This window comes from Oerskovia jenensis (genome assembly GCF_016907235.1).
In the GTDB taxonomy this organism is placed as follows: domain Bacteria; phylum Actinomycetota; class Actinomycetes; order Actinomycetales; family Cellulomonadaceae; genus Oerskovia; species Oerskovia jenensis.
Window position 1 is genome coordinate 2923695 of record NZ_JAFBBO010000001.1, and the last position, 23908, is coordinate 2947602.

22 protein-coding genes are annotated in these 23908 nt (G+C 72.6%); 11 read left to right on the forward strand and 11 right to left on the reverse strand.

Features of this window, described 5'->3' with window-relative positions; all coding sequences use genetic code 11:
• Positions 1–64: 64 nt before the first annotated feature.
• The 3 genes from JOD49_RS13170 to JOD49_RS13180 all read left to right on the forward strand — a co-directional run bounded on the left by JOD49_RS13170 (position 65) and on the right by JOD49_RS13180 (position 2124).
• On the forward strand, positions 65–373 hold the full coding sequence (locus tag JOD49_RS13170) for a hypothetical protein (RefSeq protein WP_205307578.1): 309 nt from the start codon (positions 65–67) through the stop codon (positions 371–373).
• A gap of 102 nt (positions 374–475) precedes the next feature.
• Entirely contained in the window at positions 476–1156 is a 681-nt protein-coding gene (locus JOD49_RS13175; RefSeq protein WP_205307579.1) for an HAD hydrolase-like protein, read from the forward strand.
• Between the two features lie 170 nt (positions 1157–1326).
• Complete coding sequence (locus JOD49_RS13180) at positions 1327–2124, forward strand: MerR family transcriptional regulator (RefSeq protein WP_205307580.1); 798 nt, start codon at positions 1327–1329, stop codon at positions 2122–2124.
• 69 nt (positions 2125–2193) lie between these two features.
• Here JOD49_RS13180 and JOD49_RS13185 read toward each other — a convergent pair whose 3' ends face one another.
• The 7 genes from JOD49_RS13185 to JOD49_RS13215 form a co-directional block, all read right to left on the reverse strand.
• Complete coding sequence (locus tag JOD49_RS13185; RefSeq protein ID WP_205307581.1) at positions 2194–3105, reverse strand: heme ABC transporter ATP-binding protein; 912 nt, start codon at positions 3103–3105, stop codon at positions 2194–2196.
• Complete coding sequence (locus JOD49_RS13190; RefSeq protein ID WP_205308979.1) at positions 3102–4112, reverse strand: FecCD family ABC transporter permease; 1011 nt, start codon at positions 4110–4112, stop codon at positions 3102–3104. Before JOD49_RS13190 ends, JOD49_RS13185 begins: the two co-directional genes overlap by 4 nt.
• A 227-nt stretch (positions 4113–4339) precedes the next feature.
• Complete coding sequence (locus JOD49_RS13195; RefSeq protein WP_205307582.1) at positions 4340–5587, reverse strand: heme/hemin ABC transporter substrate-binding protein; 1248 nt, start codon at positions 5585–5587, stop codon at positions 4340–4342.
• Positions 5588–5890: 303 nt separating this feature from the next.
• The gene (locus JOD49_RS13200) at positions 5891–6556 is read right to left on the reverse strand and encodes a biliverdin-producing heme oxygenase (protein WP_205307583.1); all 666 of its coding nucleotides are present in this window, start codon (positions 6554–6556) and stop codon (positions 5891–5893) included.
• A gap of 190 nt (positions 6557–6746) precedes the next feature.
• Positions 6747–8099 (reverse strand): MFS transporter, encoded by a 1353-nt coding sequence (locus tag JOD49_RS13205; RefSeq protein WP_205307584.1) that lies wholly within the window; start codon positions 8097–8099, stop codon positions 6747–6749.
• 343 nt (positions 8100–8442) lie between these two features.
• Positions 8443–9252, reverse strand: a complete 810-nt coding sequence (locus JOD49_RS20795; protein ID WP_205307585.1) for a CPBP family intramembrane glutamic endopeptidase — start codon at positions 9250–9252, stop codon at positions 8443–8445.
• 38 nt (positions 9253–9290) lie between these two features.
• Complete coding sequence (locus JOD49_RS13215; RefSeq protein ID WP_205307586.1) at positions 9291–9896, reverse strand: TetR/AcrR family transcriptional regulator; 606 nt, start codon at positions 9894–9896, stop codon at positions 9291–9293.
• Between the two features lie 208 nt (positions 9897–10104).
• On the opposite strand from JOD49_RS13215, the gene JOD49_RS13220 reads away from it, so the two are divergent.
• From JOD49_RS13220 to JOD49_RS13255, 8 genes are all read left to right on the forward strand, one after another.
• The gene (locus JOD49_RS13220; protein WP_205307587.1) at positions 10105–11481 is read left to right on the forward strand and encodes a sigma-54-dependent transcriptional regulator family protein; all 1377 of its coding nucleotides are present in this window, start codon (positions 10105–10107) and stop codon (positions 11479–11481) included.
• Between the two features lie 213 nt (positions 11482–11694).
• Complete coding sequence (gene adh / locus JOD49_RS13225; RefSeq protein WP_205307588.1) at positions 11695–13218, forward strand: aldehyde dehydrogenase; 1524 nt, start codon at positions 11695–11697, stop codon at positions 13216–13218.
• A gap of 121 nt (positions 13219–13339) precedes the next feature.
• Positions 13340–13966 (forward strand): DUF779 domain-containing protein, encoded by a 627-nt coding sequence (locus JOD49_RS13230; RefSeq protein ID WP_205307589.1) that lies wholly within the window; start codon positions 13340–13342, stop codon positions 13964–13966.
• 221 nt (positions 13967–14187) lie between these two features.
• A complete protein-coding gene (locus JOD49_RS13235) occupies positions 14188–15618 on the forward strand; it encodes a sugar porter family MFS transporter (protein ID WP_205307590.1) in 1431 nt (476 codons plus the stop codon).
• 81 nt (positions 15619–15699) lie between these two features.
• On the forward strand, positions 15700–16002 hold the full coding sequence (locus JOD49_RS13240) for an antibiotic biosynthesis monooxygenase (protein ID WP_191790237.1): 303 nt from the start codon (positions 15700–15702) through the stop codon (positions 16000–16002).
• Positions 16003–16058: 56 nt separating this feature from the next.
• The gene (locus JOD49_RS13245; RefSeq protein WP_205307591.1) at positions 16059–16622 is read left to right on the forward strand and encodes a DinB family protein; all 564 of its coding nucleotides are present in this window, start codon (positions 16059–16061) and stop codon (positions 16620–16622) included.
• 82 nt (positions 16623–16704) lie between these two features.
• Entirely contained in the window at positions 16705–17703 is a 999-nt protein-coding gene (locus JOD49_RS13250) for a hypothetical protein (RefSeq protein WP_205307592.1), read from the forward strand.
• 616 nt (positions 17704–18319) lie between these two features.
• Entirely contained in the window at positions 18320–19438 is a 1119-nt protein-coding gene (locus JOD49_RS13255; protein ID WP_205307593.1) for a pirin family protein, read from the forward strand.
• 90 nt (positions 19439–19528) lie between these two features.
• Here JOD49_RS13255 and JOD49_RS13260 read toward each other — a convergent pair whose 3' ends face one another.
• From JOD49_RS13260 to JOD49_RS13275, 4 genes are all read right to left on the reverse strand, one after another.
• A complete protein-coding gene (locus JOD49_RS13260) occupies positions 19529–20782 on the reverse strand; it encodes an FtsX-like permease family protein (RefSeq protein WP_239525214.1) in 1254 nt (417 codons plus the stop codon).
• On the reverse strand, positions 20779–21420 hold the full coding sequence (locus JOD49_RS13265; protein ID WP_205307594.1) for an ABC transporter ATP-binding protein: 642 nt from the start codon (positions 21418–21420) through the stop codon (positions 20779–20781). Before JOD49_RS13265 ends, JOD49_RS13260 begins: the two co-directional genes overlap by 4 nt.
• Positions 21417–22571, reverse strand: a complete 1155-nt coding sequence (locus JOD49_RS13270) for a peptidoglycan-binding protein (protein WP_205307595.1) — start codon at positions 22569–22571, stop codon at positions 21417–21419. The genes JOD49_RS13265 and JOD49_RS13270 overlap by 4 nt, the downstream gene beginning before the upstream one ends.
• A gap of 253 nt (positions 22572–22824) precedes the next feature.
• Positions 22825–23301 carry a hypothetical protein gene (locus tag JOD49_RS13275; RefSeq protein ID WP_205307596.1) on the reverse strand — a complete coding sequence of 159 codons (477 nt, stop codon included), beginning with the start codon at positions 23299–23301 and terminating at the stop codon, positions 22825–22827.
• Positions 23302–23908 lie beyond the last annotated feature (607 nt).

Here is a 23908-nt window from a genome sequence, read left to right on the forward strand (position 1 = left end):
GGCGGTGGCCGGCGGCCGGCGCGGGGCGTTGCGACCGCGCGGCAGCCGCGCCAGGATGTCCGGCATGACCCAGCCCGCACCTGCTCCCCGTCCTCGTCCGCGCAGCCGTGGCGCCGTGCTCGGGCTCGTGGCCGGGGTGCTCCTCGTGGGTGTGGGGGCGTGGCTCGCGTCGCGGTCTTCCTGGTGGACCTCGTTCGGGTGGTTCGCCTACGCGCCGCTGTCGGGCGAGACGTTCGCGCCGCCGAGGCCATGGGCGCACACCGTGGGGCTGGCTGCGGTCGGTGCCGGGCTGCTGGTCCTCGGCTTCGTCGCCGGGTGGGTGCTCGCGAGGCGCGGCGGTGGTCGGGCGCAACCGAGCGACCCGCCGAGATAGAAGGCTGGCGTCGAGAGAGAGGCTTGCAGCCCTCTACCTCGACGGAAGGGCTCTACCTCGGGGGCCGGTGGCCGGCCCGCGGCACGCGGGAGAATCGATCCCGTGACCACTGCGCCCCCTCCCTACCGACTGGCCCTCCTCGACCTCGACGGCACCCTGACCGACTCGGCCCCCGGCATCCTGTCCTCGGTCCGCCACGCCTACGCGACCCTGGGGATCGAGCCGCCGACCGACGATGCCCTGCAGCGCTTCGTCGGCCCCCCGCTCGCCGAGTCGTTCGCGCGGCACGGCGTCCCGGCCGACCGGGTCCCCGAGGCGGTCGCGGCCTACCGCGACGTCTACGCCGCCGGACGCATGATGGAGAACTCGCTCTACCCCGGCATCCTCGAGTGCCTGACGGCGGCACGCGACGCAGGCGTCCGGCTCGCGGTCGCCACGTCCAAGCCCGAGGTCTACGCGCGCCGCATCACCGCTCACTTCGGGATCGACACGCACGTCGAGGGCGTCTACGGCGCGACCCTCGACGGTTCGCGCGGCACCAAGGCCGACGTGATCGAGCACGCGCTCACCTCCCTCGCGGCATCGCCGGGCGGGCTCCCCTCGTGGGAGGAGATCGTCATGGTCGGCGACCGGGAGCACGACGTGCTCGGCGCCGCCGTGCACCACATCACGTGCCTCGGGGTCGCCTGGGGATACGCCGTGCCGGGCGAGCTCGAGGCGGCGGGCGCCCTCCGGGTCGTGGCGACCACGGACGAGCTCGCGCGGGTGCTGCGAGGGGAGTGACGCCGTCGGGCAGCGGGAGGACGGGAGCGCGCGGGTGCGCCCGGACGCTCAGTCCGTGCGGCCGTGCGGCCGGTCGAGAATCCGTGTTGACCTTGACGTAACGTCAACTTCTAGGGTCGATCGTGCTGCCTCACCCGAGGCGTCCAGCACCCAGGAAAGGAGGAGAGCGCATGACCGCACGCACACCGGGGACCGCGACCGACTGGTCCATCCAGGAGATCGCCCGCCTCGCCGGGACCACGAGCCGCACGCTGCGTCACTACGACGACGTCGGGCTGCTCGCGCCCAGTAGGGTCGGGCACAACGGCTACCGGTACTACGACGGACCTGCGCTCGTCCGCCTCCAGCGGATCCTCCTCCTGCGGGACCTCGGCGTGGGCCTCCCGGCCATCGCAGAGATCCTGGAGCGTGACGGCGAGGCGAGCCCCGCCGTGCAGGCGCGGGCTCTGCGGACCCACCTGGACGCCCTCCGGGCCGAGGAGCTGCGGCTGGCGCGACAGATCGCGTCGGTCGAGCACACCATCACGACCATGGAAGGAGGTGGGCGACTCATGGCGGACGAGATGTTCGACGGGTTCGACCACACGAAGCACGAGGCGGAGGTCACCGAGCGGTGGGGTGCCGAGGCCTACCGGACGGGCGACACCTGGTGGCGTGGGCTGTCCGCGCAGGACAAGGCGGCCTACCAGGAGCGGACCCGGCAGCTCGGGGCGGACTGGACCGCCGCCGCGGCGGAGGGCGTCACCCCGGACAGCGACGAGGCGCAGGCGCTCGCGCGGCGGCACGTCGAGTGGCTGAGCGGCATCCCGGGCACTCCGGGGCACGGTGGGGCGCCGGTCAAGGAGTACGTCGTCGGGCTCGGTGAGATGTACGTGGCCGACGAGCGGTTCGCGGCGAACTACGGCGGCGTCGAGGGTGCGCGCCTGGTCCGCGACGCCCTGGCGGCGTACGCGGAGCGGAACCTGTAGGAGGGCCCGCGAGATAGAGGGTCGTCGTCGAGGTAGAGGGCCACAGCCCTCTACCTCGACGGCAGCCCTCTACCTCGGCGGAGCCGCCAGGGAACGCGCCGGCAGGATGATCGGCGCACCGCCGTCGGGGTGCTCGACCACCTCGACCGGGTAGTCGTACACCTCGCTCAGCAGCCCGGCCGTCAGGACCTCGCGAGGAGAACCGTCGGCCACGACCCGACCGCCCGACAGGAGCGTGACCTGGTCCGCGTACGCCGACGCCAGGCCGAGGTCGTGCACGACGACGACCACGGCGCCCCCGGCCTCCGCGTGGCGACGCGCGATCTGGAGCACGAGCTCCTGGTGCTTGAGGTCGAGCGCGGCGGTCGGCTCGTCGAGCATGAGCAACCCGGTCCGCTGCGCGAGGACACGGGCGAGCGCGACACGCGCCTTCTCGCCCCCGGACAGCGACGGGAAGTGGCGGGCCGCGAGGTGCGTCACGTCGGTCGCGGCGAGAGACTCGGCCACGACCTCGTCGTCGATCTCCTCCGACGGTGTCCCGCGCCAGGGCGCGCGACCCATCTGGACGACGTCGAGCGACGTGAACGGGAAGCTGAGGTGGATCTGCTGCATGAGCACGGCCCGGCGCATCGCGAGCTCGGTCGGTGTCCAGGACCGCAGGGGCGCACCGTCGACCAGGACGGCCCCGCCGTCGAGCGGCAGGTCGCCCGTGAGCGCCCCGAGCAGCGAGGACTTGCCCGCACCGTTGGGGCCGAGCAGCGCGCGGACCTCGCCCGCCCGCACCTGGACGGACACGTCGCGCAGCACGGGCGTCCCGTCGAGCGAGAGCGTCGCGTCGCGCGCCTCGGTCACGACGTCGCCGGCCGCCGCGACAGAGGGCAGCCGTGACGCCCGGCGCCGCCCCGTGACCGCGGTCCGCAGGGACGACAAGAAGCTGCTGCCCTCGTGCCGAGAGTCGAGCTCGACCAGTGTGCGGCTCATGCCCAGCCTCCTTGCCGCGAGCGCGTGCGGCGCAGCAGGTAGAAGAAGAACGGCCCACCCACGAGCGAGGTGATCATGCCGAGCGGGAGCTCGACGTTCGCGACGAGGGTGCGCGAGACCAGGTCCGCGAGGAGCAGCACCACGGCGCCGCCGAGCGTCGAGGCCGGGATGAGCCAGCGGTGGCTCGGCCCGCAGACCATGCGGACCAGGTGCGGCACCACGAGCCCGACGAACGCGATGATCCCCGTGAACGCCACGCCCGCGGAGACGAGCAGCGCCACGAGGACGATGACGATCTGGCGCAGCCGCTCGACGTCGACGCCCAGGTGGTGCGCGGCGCGCTCGCCGAGGGACAGCAGGTCCATCTGGCGGCGCAGCAGCATCGCGCCGGTCACGCCGACGATCGCGATGGGCGCGACGACCGCGACCGACCCCCACGTGGCCCCGCCGAGGGATCCGAGCTGCCAGAACACGATCTGCTCGCGTGCGGCGGGGTCGGCGACGAACGTGAAGAACGCGAGCAGCCCGCCCGCGAACGCGTTGACCGCGATGCCCGTGAGCACGAGCGTCACGACCTCGGTCCGGCCTCCCGAGCGCGAGAGCGCGTACACGAGGAACGTCGTGATCAGTCCGCCGAGGAAGGCCGCGGCGGCGACCCAGGTCCCCGACACGAGCGAGCCCGCGGTGACGATGACGGCGCACGCGCCCACGGCCGCGCCGGCCGAGACCCCGATCACGCCGGGCTCCGCGAGCGGGTTGCCGAACACGCCCTGCATGAGCGCGCCCGAGCACGCGAGCGCCGCCCCGACCAGGATCGCGAGGACCACGCGCGGGAAGCGCACGACCCACAGCGTGTTCTCGCCCTGCGGGTGCGAGGGCATGGGGCCGATGTTCAGGCCCAGGTGGTGCATGAGCGAGCCGAGGACCTCCGACGGCGACACGGGCACCTGCCCGGTCATGCCGGACAGCACCGTGAGCACGACCAGCGCGACGCCCAGCCCGATCATGAGCCAGGTCGCGGCGCGTCGCCGTGACCTCCCGACGCCGGGGAGGGCGTCCTGCGCACCGGGACCGCTGGGAGAACCGCCGGCAGCACCCGGCCCGACGGCGCCGCGCACCGGTCCGTCCGGCGCGCCGCCGGTGGTGCTCGTCGCGCGCGGGGTGCGCTGCTCGGTGGTGAGGGAGCCCGCGGTGGTGCGCGACGTCGTCGGGCCGGCGGGGCGTGAGGTGGGCGTCACGGTGCGGTCGACCCTGCGTCCGCCGAGGCGTCGACCGAGCCGACCGTGCTCAGGTCCGGCGCGGGGACGCCGTAGAACGCCTCGACGAGCGACGCGATGGTCTCGCCCGTGCGGGGGCCGAACGTCAGGAGGCGGCTGCCGTCCATGTCGACCACGCGCTGGTTCTGGCCCGCGGGGGTCTGGGCGAGGCCCGGGATCGCCATCATGGCGTCGAGGCCGCCGCTCGACTCGAGGCCGTCGGTCATGACGAGGTACGCCGCCGGGGCCGCGGCGATGATGGCCTCGCTCGTGACGGGCGCGTACTGCTGCGTGAGGCCGATCGCGGTGCCGGCGTCCTGGCCGCCGATCTCGCGGATCAGGTCGTCGGCGCCCGAGCCGGGACCGAACAGCATCTTGATGTTGGAACCGCGCAGGTACAGGAACGCGACGAGCGGGTTGCCCGTGTCCGCGGGGACGCCCGCGAGGGCCGCGCAGACCTGCTGGTCGGTGCGCGCGACGAGGGCCGCGCCGACCTCGGGGACGCCGAGCGTGGTCGCGACCGCGGTGATGCGGTCGTCGATGCCGTCGAGCGTGCGGGCCTCGTCGAAGTACACGACGGGGATCCCCGAGGACTCGAGCTGCGAGCGGGCCGTGTCCGTGAGGAGCGTCGCGTCCGTGAGGATGACGCTCGGGTTCAGGCCCAGGATGGTCTCGATGTTGAGGGCGTGGCCCGCGCCCGTGACCACGGGGACGTCGGCGGCCTCGGGGAAGCCCGTCGGCAGGTCCCGGCCCACGACGTTCGCGCCCAGGCCCAGGCTGTAGACGATCTCGCCGAGCGTGCCGTAGAGGTCGACCGCGATGATCCGGGAGGCGTCGGCGACGGTCACCTGGCGGCCGTCGTGCGACTGGACCGTCACGGGCAGGGCCGGGGCGGGGGACGTCGTGATCGGGTCGATCACGTTGTCGGCGAACGTCGCGGTCGTGGGACCCGTCGGGAAGGTCGCGGGGTCCACGGCGGGGCGCTCGCCCGACTCCAGGGCCGCGCACGCGTCCAGGGTGACGGCCTCGGCCTCGGCCGGCACGGGCGCGGAGTCCGTGGTGGGTGCGGACGTCGGCTCCGGCGGCTCGTACGGGAGGGGCGCGCAGCCTGCCGCCAGCAGGACCGCTGCGAGCGTCGCGAGACCGGCGACGGACGAGCGCCGCAGGCGGTGCGTCAGGGGACCACGACGCTGCTCGTGGGACGGGACACGGGCAGGGTGCGACATCACAGGGGCTCCAGCAGGGGTCGGCCGCCCACGCGAGAGGGCGGCTTCGGGTAAGTTGAGGCTAACCTACGCAGCCCGTCAGAAGGCATGCCGGTCCCCAGGATCTTCTGTGATCTTGGAGACGTCGGGCGCGGCCGGCCCCCGGTGCCGAGCATGCGGTGGACGTCGAGAATCCTTGGATCTGCGACGCCCACCGCATGTTCGACGGACGCCCACCGCATGTTCGGCAACCGCGAGGGCCGAGGGGGCCGGGGGCGAAGCGGGAGCAGCGCCCGGTGGTGCCCGGTGCTGCTCAGCGAGCAGTCAGCAGTGGACCGCGCCGAGCTCGGCGAACAGGGCGCTGTTGAGGCGGAACGCGCGCTTGGCCTCGGCGACCGTCTCGGCGATCTGCTCGTCCGTGAGGTCCAGGGAGTCGAGGCGCTCGCGGTAGACGTCCTTGAAGGGCTTGGCCTTGGGGATCTCGTCGAACGTGTAGAACGCCAGGCCGTCGGGGCCGAGGCCGTAGTGGCGCTCCATCATGCGCTTGATGATCTGGCCGCCCGACAGGTCGCCGAGGTAGCGCGTATAGGCGTGCGCGGCGTAGGCGGACAGCGACGTGCCGACCTCGAGCAGACGGGCCACGTAGGCCTCGGTCGCGGGCAGGATGCGGATCTGGGTGGCCCAGTCGGGGCCGACGAGGAACGCGAGGTCCTTCTCGATCGAGGGCGTGCGGGTCAGCTCGTCGAACACGAGGGTCGCGCCCTGGGTGTCGTCGCGGATCTGGGCGCTGGCCTGCTCGAGCGCGCCGTAGATCGCGTACTGCTGCGCGGCGAGGTCGGTGTAGGCGGCGACGTCGAGCTCGCCGCCCATGAGCTTCTCGACGAAGCCCGTGGTCTCGGCCTGCTCGTGCTCGGGGCGGGTGCCCTCGCGCAGGCGCAGCGACAGGGATGCGGGTGCGGCATCCACGGGGGGAAGGGTCTCGGCGGTCATCTCAGCGGGCTCCTGCGGTTCGTCGTGTCACGTGCACGACGTCGGCACGTGCGCCGGGTGGTCGGCGCCGGGTCCGCGGTGTGTCGTGACACATCGTCATGACGTCGCGTCAGGAACGATACAACAGTGAGGTGAGGTTTACCTATGCTCTGTGGGGGAGATCTCAGGGGGTGGGCGCGGAGGCGCGACGTCACCTGGTGGGCAGCGCGTGCTCCGCGACGTCCTCGGGGTTCGGCAGACCGTGCAGGAACCGGTAGCCCACCGCCGCGACGACGACCGTGAGCCCGCCCGCGACGAGCAGCGGCGTGGTGAGGTCGATCCGGGCGAGCAGCCCTCCCAGCAGCGACCCGAGCGGCATGGTCCCCCACAGCAGCGTGCGCCACGTCCCGTGGACCCGGCCCAGCAGGTGCCCGGGGATCGCGGCCTGGCGCAGCGACATGACCAGGACGTTCCACACCGACGTCGAGCCGAACGACACCGCGAAGCACACGACCGCGACGGGGACCGTCGGGAAGAACCCCATGACCACCAGGGCGACCGGCCCGACGAAGTTCGCCGCGGCCATGACCGGGCCCGCCCCGAAGCGGACCTTGAGCGGGCTCACGACCACGGCCCCGACGATCCCGCCGAAGGCCCCCGACAGCATGAACACCCCGAACCACTGCTCGGGCACGTCGAGCCGTTCGAGCACGAACAGCACGTCGGTCGCGATGGCCGCCGCGAAGAAGAGCGCGATCAGGATGCTCAGGAACCACAGCGGGCGCAGCATGGGGTGGCTCATGATGAAGCGGAAGCCGTCGGTGAGCTGGCGGGCGAAGGTCGTACGGACGAGGGCGGGCGCCGGAGGCTCGCCGGCCTCGTCGGCGCGGCGCAGCCGGTTCCGGTGCGTCCGGTGCGCCCCTGCCGCCGCGGCGGGCAGGAAGAACGCGAGCACCCCCGCGACCGCGTAGGACAGCGCGCCGATCCCGAGCGGGATCACGACGGCCACCGCGAACAGCGCCGACGTCAGGGGCACGGCGAGGAAGTTCTGCACCACGAGCTCGCCGGCCTCGATGCGGGAGTTGGCGCGCGGCAGGTCGGGTCGGCGCACGATCGCGGGGACGACGGCCCGGATCGCGCCGTCGTACAGCGTCTCGAGCGCGCCGTACGCGAAGATCACGACGTACAGCCACCAGATGGTCAGCGTGCCGGTCGCGAAGAGCGTCAGGAGCAGGGCCGCGAGCAGGGTCCGGGCGCCGTTGGCGATCGCCATGGCGTGGCGGCGGTCGATGCGGTCGAGCAGCACCCCGGACGGGATCGCGAAGAACAGCCAGGGGAGCATCGCGACGGCTGCGATGCCTGCGATGAGCAGCGGGTCGTCGGTGAGGCGGGCGGCGAGGAGCGGCGCGGCGACGCGCGCGATCCCGTCGGCCAGGCTCGAGCTGATGTTCGCGGTGAAGACGTTGGTGAAGGACCGGCCGAGACCGCGGCGGACGGGGTCCTCGGGGGTCCCGGGTGGCGTCGAGGCGTCGTCAGGGGGGAGCGGGGGGAGGGCTGGGGGCACCGGAAGACTCTAGGCGCCCGTCGGCGCGAGCCCGCGACGGCCCGACGGCGGAGCGCCGGCCGGTCTGTCGGGTGCGGTCCTGCCGCGCCACGGCAGCGGATCCTGACGGCTTCGGGAGGGTTCGTCTACTGCGGAGCCGCAACAATTGTTGCGGCTTCGCAGAACCACACCCCTGGGGGAGGGCCGTGTGGCGAGAGACGACGGTGAGCACCGGTGAGACAGGCCGAAAGCGGTCGGGACGGCGACGAGGGCGCTGGCTCGCTCGGAGCGGTGAGCCGACGGCGGGAGGCACGCTCCGTCGTCGGGCCGGGACACCACGGCCCGCTCGCGCCGGGCGTGCGACCTAGGCCGCGACGTCCTGCGTCCGGCGTGCCACGAGCGCGCTCCTGCCGCGCTTGCGCTGGGCCGCAGCGAACATCGCCATGAACACGGCTGTGGTCACGAGCGCGGCGATCGCGTTCGCGACCGTGCCGGCGGGAGTCGAGTGGCGGTCGCCGAGCGTCACGAGCAGCGCGAGGTTCACCAGCCAGTGCACGAGGGTCGCGAGCGCGACCCGCTGCCGCACGGTCCCGCGGCCGAAGTGGCCCATGAGCACCGACAGTGCGACGGTCGCGAGCAGGAAGCCCACGATCACGACGGGCCCGGCCGTGAAGATCTGCACGTGCCACACGCCCCACACGAGGCCCGTCACGATGCTCGCGACCAGGAGCGAGAACCGGTTCTCGAGCAGCGGCTGGAGCATGCCGCGCCACCCGATCTCCTCGCCGGCCGCACCCACGAGGTACGTGAGCGTCAGCACGACGAACGGCACGCCCGCGACGCCGTGCGCGCCGTCGAGGGGCTCACCCTGCACCAGGAGCACGGCCACGAGCACGCCCCAGTAGAGCAGGCACGCGGCGAACGCCAGGACCAGGTGAGCGACGACCTGACGGCGCGGGACGGCGTCGGGCAGGAGGGGCGCGAGGCGGCTGCGGAAGATCGCGACCGTGGCCCCGGCCCCGACCGCGGGGCCGAGCTGGACGAGCGCGAGCACCGACGGGTCGATCCCCGAGGCCGGCTGGAGGAGGAGCAGCGCGCCCGACGCCACGAACGTCGCCAGGACGAACGTGAGGGTCGGGGCGAGGAAGGCGCGGGCCGGGGCGGTCGAGGTCACGCCGCAGGCTCCCAGCCTGTCGCGCAGGGTGTCAAACCTCAGCCGGCGACGAGCTCCTGCGCGCCCACGGCCCGCAGGACGAACGCCTCGGTCGCCTCGATCGCGCGCTCGCGCTGGGCGGGGTCCTCGGGGATGAGGCGCCCGGAGAGGCACGCGTTGACGAGCTGGACCGTGGTGCCGAGGTCCTGCTCGGGGAACTCGCCGCACGCGATGCCCGCGGTCAGGATGCGGCGCAGCGTGTCCTCGACGATCACGGCGTGCTCGCGCAGGCGCTGCTGGGTGCCGCGCGAGAGCACGGTGCGCAGGTCCGGTCCGGGGGCCAGGTGGAAGACGCGCTTGAGCTGGGCCTGCTGGCGGATGTACGTGCGGAGCTGCTCGACCGGGTCGTCGACGCCCTCCAGTGCGCGCTCCAGGGTCCCGACGTACTGCTCGGTCTCGTGCGTGATGAAGCCCAGGAGCAGCGACTCCTTGTCGGGGAAGTGGTTGTACACCGCGGTGCGTCCCACGCCCGCCGCAGCGGCGATGTCCGCGAGGGAGATCGCGTCGAAGCCGCGGTCCATCATGAGGTTCGAGAGCGCCGCGAAGAGCTTCTGACGGGTCTGTGCGCGGTGCTCGTGGAGCGAACCGCCGATGATCTTCGGCATGATGACATCATAGGCACTCTTTGTCAGATTGCTAATTCGCGTCGTTCTGCGGGTCCGGGGCGCTCGCCCGGCCCGCCGGGCGCACACCGGGCGCACGCGCTGCGCGCGCACCCTGGACGCGGGAGCGGTCCCAGGACGCCGCGCGTCGTGCCACCTACACTGGCCCCAGGACCGGCAGGACTCGACGAGGGCGTCGAAGGAGGCGATCATGACCGACCGTCCCGAGACCCACGACGCCTCGCCGAGCGCGCGTCACACCGCACCGGTCGGCACCGCGCCCGGCGCGTTCGCCGTGAGTGCCGCGCACCAGACCTTCCTCAGCACGGGAGCCCTCCCGCCCGGCGTCCGCCCGCTCGTCGCCGCCTCGTGGCGCCGCAGCGCCCGCAGCGGTGTCGACCCCGACGTCCCCCACCCCGACGTGTCGATGTCCGACGCCGACCTCGGCTCCTACCGGGCGCACCACCCGCTCGCGCGTGCCATGCCGATCGTGCGGGACCTCCTGGTCGCCGGGCTCGCGGGGGAGAGCGCGGTCGTCGCGATGACCGACGACGCCGGCCGCCTCCTGTGGGTCGAGGGCAGCGCGAGCGTGCGCGACGACGTCGGGCGCATCGGCTTCGTCGAGGGCGCGGTGTGGCGCGAGGAGCGCGTCGGGACCAACGCCCCCGGCACTGCCCTCGCGACGGGGCGCCCGGTCCAGGTCCTGGGGGCAGAGCACTTCACGCGCCCCGTCCAGTCGTTCAACTGCGCGGCGGCCCCGGTCCGCGACCTGCGCACAGGGCGCATCCTCGGGGTCCTCGACGTCACGGGCGGCCAGGTCGCGGCGTCGGGCCTCGTGCTGTCCCTCGTGCGCGCCTCGGTCGCCGCGGTCGAGCGCGAGCTCGCCGAACGGTCCGAGCGGTTCGAGCAGAGCGCCACCGGCTCGCCGGTCGGCGCCTTTGCGCCGCGCCTCGACGTCCTCGGGGTGTCCTCCGGCGTGCTCCGCGCCGCGCCGGGAGCAGCGGCCGGGTGGCCCGGCCCGGGCACCTACGCGACCGTGCCCGACGGCGGCACGCACGCTGCGCCGTCGGGCCGGCTGAGCCTTCGCCACAGCGAGATCCTGCTGCTGCTCGCCGCGTCCCCCCGGGGGCTCGGCGCGGACGAGCTGGCCGTGCTGCTGCATCCCGGCGAGCTGTCCGACGTGACGGTCCGCGCGGAGGTGTCGCGGCTGCGGCGCGCGGTCGGGCCGCTGCTGGGGGGCTCGCGGCCCTATCGGCTCGGGGCGCCCCTGCGCACCGACCTCGACACCGTGCGAGACCTTCTCGCCGCCGGCGACGTGCACGCCGCGCTCACCGCGTACCCGGGGCCGGTCCTGCCGCGGTCGGTCGCGCCGGGCGTCGAGCGGCTGCGCGACGAGCTGTCGGCCGAGGTGCGCGGGGCGGTCCTCGCGTCGGGCGACGTCGGGGTGCTGGGGCGCTGGCTCGCGAGCGACGAGGGCGCCGACGACCACGCGGCGTGGCGCCGGCTCGCGGCGCTCGCCGCCCCCGGGACCCCTGCCGCAGCCCGGGCCCGCGCGCGCCTCGCGCTCCTCGACCGCTCGCTGCGCTGAGGGCTCCGGGCGCACCTGTCAGAACCAGCGTGCCCCGGGGACCTCGCTCGTTCTGACAACGTGACTGCAACCCTTCTGCAACCCTGCGCTGCGTAACGTCCGGAGCACCCGGGCGCAACGGTGCGCCCCGGGATGTGGACCGCGCCGGACGGCGGGCAGACGGCAGGCGGCGGGCCACGCACGGCACAGAGCACTGCAAGGAGGCAGACGCACATGACCGTCTACGCTGCCCCGGGCACCCCCGGAGCGATCGCCGAGTACAGGACCCGCTACGACCACTGGATCGGCGGCGAGTACGTCGCCCCGGCGAGCGGCCGCTACTTCGAGAACCCGAGCCCCGTCACGGGCCGCACCTTCACCGAGGTCGCGCGCGGCACGGCCGAGGACATCGACCGCGCCCTGGACGCCGCGCACGGCGCCGCCCGCACCTGGGGGAAGACCACGGCGACCGAGCGCGCCGTGATCCTCAACAAGATCGCCGACCGCATGGAGGCGAACCTCGAGAAGATCGCGGTCGCCGAGACGTGGGAGAACGGCAAGCCCGTGCGCGAGACGCTCGCCGCGGACATCCCGCTCGCGATCGACCACTTCCGCTACTTCGCGGGCGCGATCCGGGCCCAGGAGGGGTCGATCTCCGAGATCGACGAGGACACCATCGCCTACCACTTCCACGAGCCGCTGGGCGTGGTCGGGCAGATCATCCCGTGGAACTTCCCCATCCTCATGGCGGTGTGGAAGCTGGCCCCCGCGCTCGCGGCGGGCAACTGCGTGGTCCTCAAGCCCGCCGAGCAGACGCCCGCGTCGATCCTGTTCCTGATCGACATCATCGGGGACCTGCTGCCCCCGGGCGTCCTCAACGTGGTCAACGGGTTCGGGGTCGAGGCGGGCAAGCCGCTCGCGTCGAGCCCGCGCATCCGCAAGATCGCGTTCACGGGCGAGACCACGACGGGCCGGCTCATCATGCAGTACGCGAGCCAGAACATCATCCCGGTCACGCTCGAGCTGGGCGGCAAGTCGCCCAACCTGTTCTTCGAGGACGTCGCGCGCGAGAAGGACGACTTCTACGACAAGGCCCTCGAGGGGTTCACGATGTTCGCCCTCAACCAGGGCGAGGTGTGCACGTGCCCGTCGCGCGCGCTCATCCAGTCCTCGATCTACGACCAGTTCCTGGGCGACGCGATCGAGCGGACCAAGGCCGTCAAGCAGGGCAACCCCCTCGACACCGAGACCATGATCGGCGCGCAGGCGTCGAACGACCAGCTCGAGAAGATCCTCAGCTACATCGACATCGGCAAGGCCGAGGGGGCCAAGGTCCTCACGGGCGGCACCCGAGCGGAGATGAGCGGTGACCTCGCGGGCGGCTACTACGTGACGCCGACGATCTTCGAGGGCAAGAACTCGATGCGCATCTTCCAGGAGGAGATCTTCGGGCCCGTCGTCGCGGTCACGGACTTCGCGGACTTCGACGACGCGATCACGGTCGCGAACGACACCCTGTACGGGCTGGGCGCGGGCGTGTGGTCGCGCGAGGCCAATATCGCCTACCGGGCGGGCCGTGAGATCCAGGCGGGCCGCGTGTGGACGAACTGCTACCACGCGTACCCGGCGGCGGCGGCGTTCGGCGGGTACAAGGGCTCGGGCGTGGGCCGCGAGAACCACAAGATGATGCTCGACCACTACCAGCAGACCAAGAACCTCCTGGTCAGCTACTCGGCCTCGAAGCTCGGCTTCTTCTAGGTCTCGACCGCTGCCGTGGGCGGGGCCCTGCTCCTGGGTCCCGCCCACGGCTTCCGTCGGTCGGCTGGCGGTCGTTCGTCTGTCGGCCGCCGGTCCCGTCCGTCACGAGGGGAGAACGATCATGTCCGACGACGTCACGCCCGCACCGCAGGTCGCCGCACCGGGGGCGGTGGTCGCCGCGCCCGGCACCGAGCCGGCGGGCGGTGCAGTGCCGCCCGGAGCGGTGCTGCCCGAGCGGGTGGCTCTCACGGAAGGCGCGGCCGACCTGCTCGCGCGCCTGCGCGTCCAGTACGGCGACCTCATGTTCCACCAGTCCGGCGGGTGCTGCGACGGGTCGTCGCCCATGTGCTACCCGCAGGGGGAGTTCCTCACGTCGGACGCGGACGTCCACCTCGGTGACCTCGTGGTCGCCGACTCGTTCTCGGAGCTGTTGGAGCCCGAGCTCGCGGACGTCGCGCTGACCGGACCTGCGGGACCGCTGGGGCTCGGGTCCGCCCTGCGGGGGGACGAGGAGGTCGCGGAGGGTGCCGGGCACGTGGTCGAACCTGCGCGGGTGACCTTCACCGTGCCGTTCTGGATGAGCCGCAACCAGTTCGAGTACTGGAGCCACACGCACCTGACGGTCGACGTGGTGCCGGGGCGCGGTTCGGGGTTCAGCGTCGAGGCTCCCGAGGGCGTGCGGTTCATCATCCGGTCGCGGCTCTTCTCGGACGAGGAGTCGGCGGCGCTCGCGGGCCAGGTGCTGTGAGGAGTTGTCAGAACGAGCGTGGTCTCGGGTGCTCGCTGGTTCTGACACCCGGGCGGGCCCCGAGGGTTGTCAGAACGAGCGTGGCCTCGGGTGCTCGCTGGTTCTGACACACCTGCGGGCACCCGCCACGTGTGACCGGGGCGAGGATCACCCGCCGAGGACTGCGCCCGGGCCGCGACCCATGACAGTGTTCGGACCATGACCACCGAACGGTTCCGACCATGACCAGCGACGCGCAGCCGCGACCCCGCGTGCCCCGCAAGGTCGTCCTCGCGTGCCTCGCCGCGGCCCTCGGTGGTCTGCTGTTCGGGTTCGACACGTCGGTCGTGAACTCCGCGGTCGGCGCCCTCAGCGAGCACTTCGCGCTGGGCGCGAGCCTGCGCGGCATCGTTGCCTCGCTCTCGCTCCTCGGGTGCGCGGTGGGTGCCTGGTTCGCCGGGGCGGTGTCCGAGCGTCTCGGGCGAGTGCGCGTCATGCTGCTCTCGGCGCTGCTGTTCGGCCTCTGCGCGGTGGCCGCGGCCTTCACCCCGTCCGTCGAGGTCCTGCTGCCCGTGCGGTTCCTCGCGGGCATCGGGATCGGCGCGGCCTCGGTCATGGCGCCCGCGTACATCGCGGAGATCGCGCCGCCGCGTTCGCGTGGTCGCCTGGGCGGTCTGCAGCAGCTCTTCATCACCATCGGGATCTTCGTGGCCCTGGCCGTGGGCCTCGCGATGTCGCGCGCGGCCGGGGGCGCGGCGAACGACCTCTGGGCGGGGTTCCCCGCGTGGCGCTGGATGTTCCTGGCCGAGCTCGTCCCCGCCGCGCTCTACGGGCTCGCCGCCCTGCGCCTGCCCGAGTCCCCTCGCTACCTGGTGGCTCAGGGGCGCGAGACCGAGGCCCAGCGGGTCCTGCAGGGGTTCACCGGCCTCGGCGACCGGGAGGTCGACGACGAGGTGGGCCGCCTCCGCACCTCGATCGGCGCGCACGCCACGAGCTCGCTCCGGGACCTGCGCGGGCACGCCCTGGGGCTCCGGCCGATCGTGTGGATCGGGCTCGGTGTCGCGGCCCTCATCCAGCTCAGCGGCATCAACGCCGTGTTCGTCTACTCGACGTCGCTGTGGGAGTCGGTCGGCTTCACCGAGTCCGAGGCGTTGACCATGTCGCTCGTGACGGCCGGGGTCAACATCGCCGTCACGGTCGTGGCGATCCTTCTCGCCGACCGGTTCGGGCGCCGTCCCATGCTCGCGGCCGGCTCCGTGGGCATGGCGGTGTCCCTCGCGGTCACGGCCTTCGCGTTCGGTCAGGCGACGACGTCGGCCTCGGGAGAGCTGGTCTTCCCCCTGGCCTGGGCCATGACGGCGCTCGTCGCGGTCAACCTCATGGTCGTCTCGTTCGGGCTCACGTGGGGGCCCCTCGGCTGGGTGCTGCTCGGGGAGATGTTCCCGCCCGCGATCCGGGCGACGGCGCTCGCGGTCGCGACGGCCGTGCAGTGGCTCGTGAACTACGCCGTGACGCGGTCGTTCCCCGTGGTCAGCGAGGCGTGGGGGCTGCCCGCCACCTACGGGACCTTCGCCGCCGTCTCGGCGTTCGCGGTGTTCTTCGTGCTGCGGTTCCTCCCGGAGACCAAGGGACGGTCCCTCGACCAGATGGGCGACGGGGCCCGGGCGGCATGACGTCCAGGACATCACCCTGTCGTACTCTTCCCAGGGGTCGCCAGCGGCTCGTAGCGTTGAAGCCGAGACCGGGGAGGACCGATGTTCACGCAGGTCGTCGTGCACCGTCCGCGCCCCGAGTTCCGCGACGTGACGCTCGCCTACCTCCAGCAGGCTGCCCTCGTCACGCGGTCGATCACCGGGCTCGTGCAGGCAGCGGTGTGGTCCGAGGGCGACGAGGAGCGCCTGGTCCTCACGACGACCTGGGAGTCGTCGGAAGCCTTCACCGCGGGCGAGGACGCCCTGTTCGACCTGTTCCGGAGCGTGCCGTTCGAGGAGTGGATGCTCGAGCCGCTCGACGTCCTCCTGCTCGACGAGATCCCGCCGCCCGCCCCGCAGGAGTGAGGCCACGGGATGGACCGGGGGTTCCGCGCCGCGCGACGGGGCCCTAGCATCCGGGCATGACGACGCCTTCGCAGCCCGCCCCGGCCGACCCCTCCGGCATCACCCCTGACACCAAGGACTGGACCTGGGTCCTCGACCATCCGTGCCCCGAGTGCGGGTTCGAGTCGGGGACGGTCGACCCGGACCAGGTGGGGCCCGCGGTCCGGGCGACGATCCCGCGCTGGCAGGACGTCCTCGCCCGCCCGGACGCCGCGGTGCGCCCCGACGAGCACACGTGGTCCCCGCTCGAGTACGCGGCGCACGTCCGCGACGTGTTCGCCATCTTCGACGTGCGTCTCGCGTCGATGGTCGAGGGGGACGACCCGTTGTTCGCGAACTGGGACCAGGACGCGGCGGCGCTCGCGGGCGACTACGAGCACCAGGACCCGCAGCTCCTCGCCCGGGAGATCGCGATCGCGGGTGATCGGGTCGCGGGGCGGTTCGACGCCGTCGGGCCCGACGACTGGGAGCGGCCCGGCCGCCGGTCGAACGGCTCGGTCTTCACGGTGCGCACGCTGGGCCAGTACTTCCTGCACGACGTCGTCCACCACCTGCACGACGTCGGCGCCCCGACCGCCTGACCCGAGCCCGGCGCCCGCACCCGACCCACGCCCGTAACCTCCCGGCATTCTGGGCGGTCGTCGGCGCGCCTAGCGTCACGTCATGACGCTTCCTCCGACGGGGTGGGTCCCCGACCTGTACCGCAGTGACCACCTGCTCGCGCTGCCGCGTTCGCGCGGTGTCGCGCGTCCGGGGATCGAGGTGCTCGCGCGGGCCTGGTTCCCGGAGGCGGGTTGGGTGAGCGAGCCGACGAGCGGCCCGGCGGAGCGACCCATGGCGGGCGCACGCTTCCGCGGCGTGGTGCCCGACGACATCCGTCGCCCCGGGGTGCTCCGGCTCACCGAGGGCGTCGAGGTCGTGGGGCCGTTCGTGGCTCTGGCTCCCGGGGTCCAGGGCCTGGGGGTGGGGTCCTCGACCGCGGAGGTGTGGGCCGTGCGGGTCGCGCACTCGTCGCGGGGCCGGGCGCCGTTCTCCCTGGAGGACCGTGACGGGCTCGGCCGGGTCTTCGCCGCGGGGCTGCCCGAGGACATCGAGCTCCGCGCCGTGCGGTGGGCCGTCGCCGCGGCGAGGAAGGTCGGGGGGAGCGTGGCGGTCGACGGGGCGCAGGTGCTGACGCCGGACCCGGCGCGCGGTGTGGACCTGACGGTGTACAGCGCGCACGCGCTCACACCGGAGTCCGCGCTGGGGGTGCTGCGGACCTTCGTCCCCGGGGCGCGGGTGACGGAGGTCGAGGAGCGGGCGGACCGCCTGGTCGACTTCGCGCTGGCGGGCGAGACGCCGTACGACGGCGCGGTGCAGCTCGTGGTGCAGAAGGTGGGCAGGGTGCCCGCGTCCCTGGGGGCGCTCGACTGGCGCGAGTACGGACCGTTCGCGTACCGGCTGGTGTGGGTTCCCACCGATCCGTACGAGACGGAGGTCGAGGAGCCGTCGGGACTGCACCTCATCGCACGGGCCCGTATGCGGGCGTCGCTCGCCCGGCTCGCGGCGGTGCTGCAGGGCAGGGTCCAGGGCGTCCTGGTCGACGACGACGGGTTCGCGGTGTCGGCGACGGAGGTCGAGGAGCGCATCGCAGCGGAGAGCACGGCGCGCTTCTGGGTGTGACCCGACCCGAGAGTTATCCACAGATTCTGTGCACAAGCCTGTGGGCAACCACGTGAGGACGGTGATCTCGTTGTGGACGAACCTGTGGTGAACGCGATCGTCGAAAAAGGGTCCGTCGACCTCTTGCCGGGGTGGCCCGTGCAGGACTAGAAACGTCACTATCGGCTTCGACGGGTACGGCGGCAGCAGCCCCAACGACGCCCTCCCGTACGGGAGGACGGACCGGCAAGGACGCTGGAACCACAACCCCCGAGAGCCCCAGGCTGACCGGAGAACGGTGGGACGTCCCGCGGGTGCCAACGCCCCGGGCTGCGGGTGACGACGCAGGTCTCGACCGGAACCGGAAGGCCGATCGTGAGAGGCGCCTTCCAGGAGAACAGGACGAGCACCCGCTCGTCGTGGGGAGGGCGTCGAGCCGCGACGTCGACGCGGAGCCCGGCCGGACCCTCCAGGTCCGGCCGCCTCAGGGCACACGGTCAGTCAGCGAGGCTCCCGGCCCCCGCCGGGGGCCTCGCTGTGTCTCGGCGGTCGGTCGCCAACGGTTCCCCGCCGTCCGGCTCGTCGGCTCGGTCCGCAGCGGCGGGCCCCACGCCGGAGGTGAGCCTAGGCTCGTCCCATGAGCAACCTCGAGACCCGGCCCCGCGAAGAGGTGTGCGCCGCGGGGAGCCATGCTCCGTCGTCGGGCGCGCAGGACGTCCCGGGCGCAGGATCGCCCGTCGAGATCCTCGACCACCGCCAGGTCCCGCTCGGCGGTACCCGCGCCATGGACGTGCGCCGCACGCTGCCGCAGCGCGTGCGCTCGCTCGTGGGCGCGTGGTGCTTCCTGGACCACTACGGGCCCGACGACGTCTCGACGTCCGACGGCATGCAGGTCCCGCCGCACCCGCACACCGGCCTCCAGACCGTGAGCTGGCTGTTCGCGGGCGAGATCCTGCACCGCGACTCGGTCGGCTCGTTGCAGACCGTGCGGCCGGGCGAGCTCAACCTCATGACGGCCGGACGCGGCATCTCGCACTCGGAGGAGTCGCCCGCGGGCGTGCGCCCGCCCCTGCTGCACGGCGTGCAGCTCTGGGTCGCGCTGCCGGCGGACCGGCTCGGTGACGAGCCCTTCTTCGAGCACCACGGCGACCTGCCCGCGTGGAGCGGGCCTGGGGGCGAGCGGGTCCAGGTGCTCGTGGGGGCGCTGAGCTTGGGCGGCGCCGAGCTGCGGTCGGCCGCGACGGTCTTCACGCCCCTGGTCGGGGCGCAGGTGGACCTGCCCGCGGGGGCGTCGGTCGAGCTCGCGGTGGACCCGGGCTTCGAGCACGCGCTGCTCGTCGATGCGGGCGACGCGTCGTTCGAGGGCGTGCCCGTGCCGGTCGCATCGCTCGGCTACGTCGAGCCAGGGCGTTCGGTGCTGACCGTCTCGGCGGGGGAGCGAGCCGTGCGGGCCGTGCTGATCGGCGGCGAGCCGTTCGCCGAGGAGATCGTCATGTGGTGGAACTTCGTGGGCCGCTCGCACGACGACGTCGCGGCCGCGCGTGCGGACTGGATGGCGCAGGTCGAGGTCAGCCCGGATGTCCTGGGGGACGAGACGGCCGCGGCGCAGGTCTCCGTGCCCGGGGACGGCGGCACGCGCTACGCCGCAGGGGCGTCGGGCCGAAGGTTCGGTGAGGTCGCCGGCTACGACGGCGGGCCGCTGCCCGCTCCGGTGCTGCCGGACGTGCGCCTGAAGCCGCGCCGCCGCCCGTCCTGAGGTCTCGCCGGAGCGTTGTGGGCGGAGATGTGGCCGCCATCTCTCGCGAGATGGCGGCCACATCTCCGCCCTCATCCAGATCGTGGGTTGTCAGGGGACGCGCAGGATCCGGACCGGATCTCGGTGCGCGGCGGCCAGGGCGGGCGGTACTGCCCCTGCGAGGGCGATGAGGACCGCGAGGGTCGCGACGCCGGTCGTGAACGTGGGGTCGGGCAGGGTGCCCGTCAGCTGGTGCACGACGGCGAGCCCGCCCCCGACGCCGAGCGCGATCCCGGCCAGGGCAGCGACCCCGGTCTGGACCAGGACGAGGGTGATGATCGCGGTGCGCGTGGCACCGAGTGCGCGACGCCGCCCGAAGTCCCGGCGCCTGCCCGCAACGGCCCCGAGCATGGTGATGGTGATGAGCGCGAGTCCGACCCCCAGGACGACGGCCATGAGCTGTCTGGACGACGCCCCGAGCTCCCCGGCGACGACCTCGCGCAGCGCGAGCGCGCCGTCGGGGGTCTCGACCGTGATCTGCCGGGACTCGGCTGCGGGCATGACGGCCGGGATGGCTGCGGCGAGTTCGTCGACCGTGGTGACGTCGGTCGCCATGGCGTACACGTAGCGTGCCTCGACGGGCGGGGGCGTGTCCCCGGACGTACCGGGGCCGCTCGGGGCGAGCGGCGTCGTCGGGCTGGAGACGAGGATGCTGGTGCTGAGCGACGCGAGCGGACCCGTGGCCTCGTAGACCCCGACCACGGGCCACGAGCGTGGGCCGTCGGTCACGGTTCCGACGCCGTCGACCATCCCGAGCGTGCGCGCCGCGTCGACCCCCATGACTGCCTCGCCCTCGCGCGGGGTTCGGCCAGTGACGATCTGGAGCGCGGGGGGCAGGCCGCCGTACAGGGGACGCAGGGCAACCCCGGCGGACAGCCCGCCCGTGTCGGCGTTACGGACATCGGTCACCGATCCCAGCGCGAACGCCCAGCTCACGGAGTCCAGGCGCGCGACGTCCTCGACGCCGCGCGCGTGCATGTGTGCGTTGCCCGACTGGTCGAACGCCGTGACGAGCCGTGTGCCGACCCCGTCGATCCGGTCCATCACCGCGCGCTCTGCGGCGGCGGACTGCCCGGTGGTGGCAAACACCACGAGGCACACGATCGCGATGACGAGCGCTGCGGTCGCTGTCGCGACGGGCTGGGCGAACGCGGACTTCACGCCGTCGGCGAGGAGTCGCGCGGGACGCGGCGACCCGGGCCAGGTCTCTCTCCTGCCCGACGGCGGGCCATCAGCGGGGAGCTCGGGTGCGGCGGTGCGCGGGTCGGGTGCGGGGGGCGAGAGCTGCTGCTCGGGCGCGCTCATGCCAGGACCAGCCGGTGGTCGGCCTCGGCGGCGAGCTGCTCGTCGTGCGTCGCGATGACGACGGTCGCGCCGCTTCGAGCGTGGTCGCGCAGCGCGTCCCACACGATGCGGGCGGAGGCGTGGTCGAGGTTGCCCGTTGGCTCGTCGCCGAACACCACGCGCGGCGAGGTCAGCAGCGCGCGGCACAGGGCCACGCGCTGGGCCTGACCACCTGAGATCTCACCGGGACGGTGCGTCGCCCGGTGCCCCACGCCGAACCGGTCGAGCAGGTCGGCGGCGCGGGTGCGCGCGACGCGGGCGGGCATGCCCGCGAACAGGGCGCCCTCGCAGACGTTGTCGGTGATGGTGCGGGCCGGGTCGAGCATCGCGTCCTGGAAGACGAAGCCGACGTCCGCGGCCCGCAGGCGCGAGCGCTCGGCGTCGGGCAGCGACGCGACGGGCCGGCCGTCCCACAGGACCTCGCCCGAGGTCGTGCGCAGCATGAGCGCCAGGATGTAGAGCAGCGTCGACTTGCCCGACCCGGAGGGGCCCGTGACCGTGGTCAGCGCGCCGGGCGCGAAGGCCGTGGTCAGCCCCTCGATGACCGGGGGAGCACCCTTGCGGTAGGCGAACGTCAGGTCGCTCGTCGCGAGGGTCACGGCGTGGTCCCGCCTGTGCCGCCTCCGGTCTCAGCCGTACCGGCGTCCGACCCGTCACCCTTGCCTCCGGTCGTACCCCCGCTGGCCCCTGGGTCCTTCTCGCCGAACAGCCGCACGACGTCGCCCACCGCGATGCCGTCGACGACGGCCCGACCGTTGCCCTGAGACAGGATCGTGACGGGGACCTGCTCGCCGTCCTCGGTGACGACGAACGCCTCCCCACCGGCTCGCGTGCCGATCGCTGCTGCCGGGACGGCAGGGCCTGTCGCATCCTCGACGGTGATGATGTTCCCGGTGAACAGCGCGTCCTTCTCGGCGACGGGGACGCTGCTGCACGCCACGCCGCACAGCGAGCCGCCGTCGGGGGCCGTGAGCGTGAGGAGGAGGAGGCCGTTGTCGGTGGTGGTGGCGGAGGCGATGATGCCGTCCCAGGTCGCGTCGGCCCCGGTCACCGAGACCGGGCCGGACGTGGGGACGAGCCCCGCCTGGTCGGCGGACAGCTCCATGACGAACGTCGGCGTCAGACCGAGCGAGGACACCACGGCCGTACCGGGAGTCAGCTGAGCACCGAGGAAGACCTCGGGGTCGAGGACGACCCTCGCTGGCAGCGTGCCGACGAAGACGACGTCCCCCGCGCGGACGACCCCGTCCTCGGTGACCTTGGCGGTCTTCTGCCACTTCTTGACCGCCGCAGTCGTGGCCTCGGAGAACTTCCCGTCCGGGGTGCGGACCTTGAGATAGCCCGCGTCGCGCAGGAACTCCTGGAGCTGGCGGACGTCCGCCCCCTCGCTGCCCTCGGAGAGGTCACGGAATGAGGGAACCGCGCCGGACGCGATGACGACTGGCCGCAGGTCCACGGTGTACAGGATGTCGCCCGCCGCGACCGTGTCGCCCTCGACGACCTCGAGGGACGTCACTGTCCCCGTGGCGGCCCCGGTTCCGAGCGGCGTCTTGTCCCATCGGGCCGCGACCGGGAAGGACATCGAGTTCCCGACCGTCTCCTCGCGGACCGTGTAGAGCGGCACCGTCGACTCAGCCACCGGAGCGGCGGGCGGGGCGAACGTCGCCCGCCCCGCCCACAATCCACCGGCCGCTGCGAGCAGCACCACCAGAACCCAGGCCGCTCGGGCCCCCCACCTGCGTGTCATCATCTTCCGTTCATAGTCGTGCGATTCGAGCGGCGGTCGTGCCGGGTGCGCTTGAGCCGGCCCGGCTGCAACGCATCGCGTCCAGTGGCCGCGATGCGGGGTTGCGGCCCTTCCTGGTCGAGGCGAAAACGCCCGACACCGGTTCTTTGCCGTTCTCTGCGTACCTGCTGACCGTGAACGTATTACCGGGGCGCAGTCAGGATCGAGAAGCAGGGGATTCCCGACCCCGGGACTCTGTGGTCCGATCCGGAGATGGTCACTCGCTGGTCACGTCTTCAGCAAAGTCGGTCGTGTAGACGACGCCGTCTTCGACGCAGATCGACTTGAGCCGGTACCACTCGTCCTTGGAGATCTCCGGCTCGGCCTCGAGGAGTGCGGCGTACGGCGACCAGACGTTGACAGTGTCGGCCCCGTTGAAGGTATCGATCCACGTCTCACGACTCGGTGGGTCGGCTAGGGTATACCCTTCGGCGAGAAGGCAGGCGTGCGTGTCGACGACGCGGTCGTAGAAATCGCTCGCTGCGGGGACCTCCTGCTCTCCCAGCTGCCCGATGGCCTTGTTGTAGCACGCATTCATGACTGTATCGAAGGCTTTCTGCTGTTCAAGTGGTGCGCCGGACAGATCGAGCGAGATTCCTCCGTCGATCTCGGTCGTCACCGTGTACCCCTTCTCGCGGGCGCAGGCTTCTTGAAAGGCGGTGAAGGCCTCTGTGGTTTGTAGCTGCTCGGCCATCCATGCGGGCGGAGTATAGCGGGCCTCCGGAGCTTCCCGTGTCGGAGCGGAAGTGCAGGCCGCGCATGCGAGGAGTAGTGCGGATAGCAGGATCGAGCCGCCGAGTGGTGCGGCGGGACGTAGAGTGCTCATCGGAAGTCTCCGTCGTGAATGATGCAGACCAAACCGCAGCGTGACTGGGCTGGAGAGTGTTGTAATTTTTGGGTGATCGAAACTCGCGCTTCGGATCGCAGCGAAGAACGGTGGGGATGGCGCCGCGGTTCGTCGAGGAAAGCCATCCCCACCGGTGATTTGCTACACGCTGCAGGTATAGGACCAGCCCGGAACGACGTTCTGCGTGTTCGACACGCTCCAGTAGACAGCCCCGGAAATGGCGCTACGAGCCTTCGCGGTTGCAACGCTCCCGTTCGACGTGGAACCAGTCCTGTAGGTTCCGCCAGAGTTCACGCTTACCCAGGACTTGGAGGTGCCGGTCGTCACCTGATAGCGACCGCCGGGGCAGTCGCCCGTGTCGTCGATCTTGATCGCGCTTGCGCTGCTTGCCGGAACGAAGATCAGAGCAGCGGCCAAGAGCAGGCCGATCGCCCCCCTGCTGACTTGCGATGCA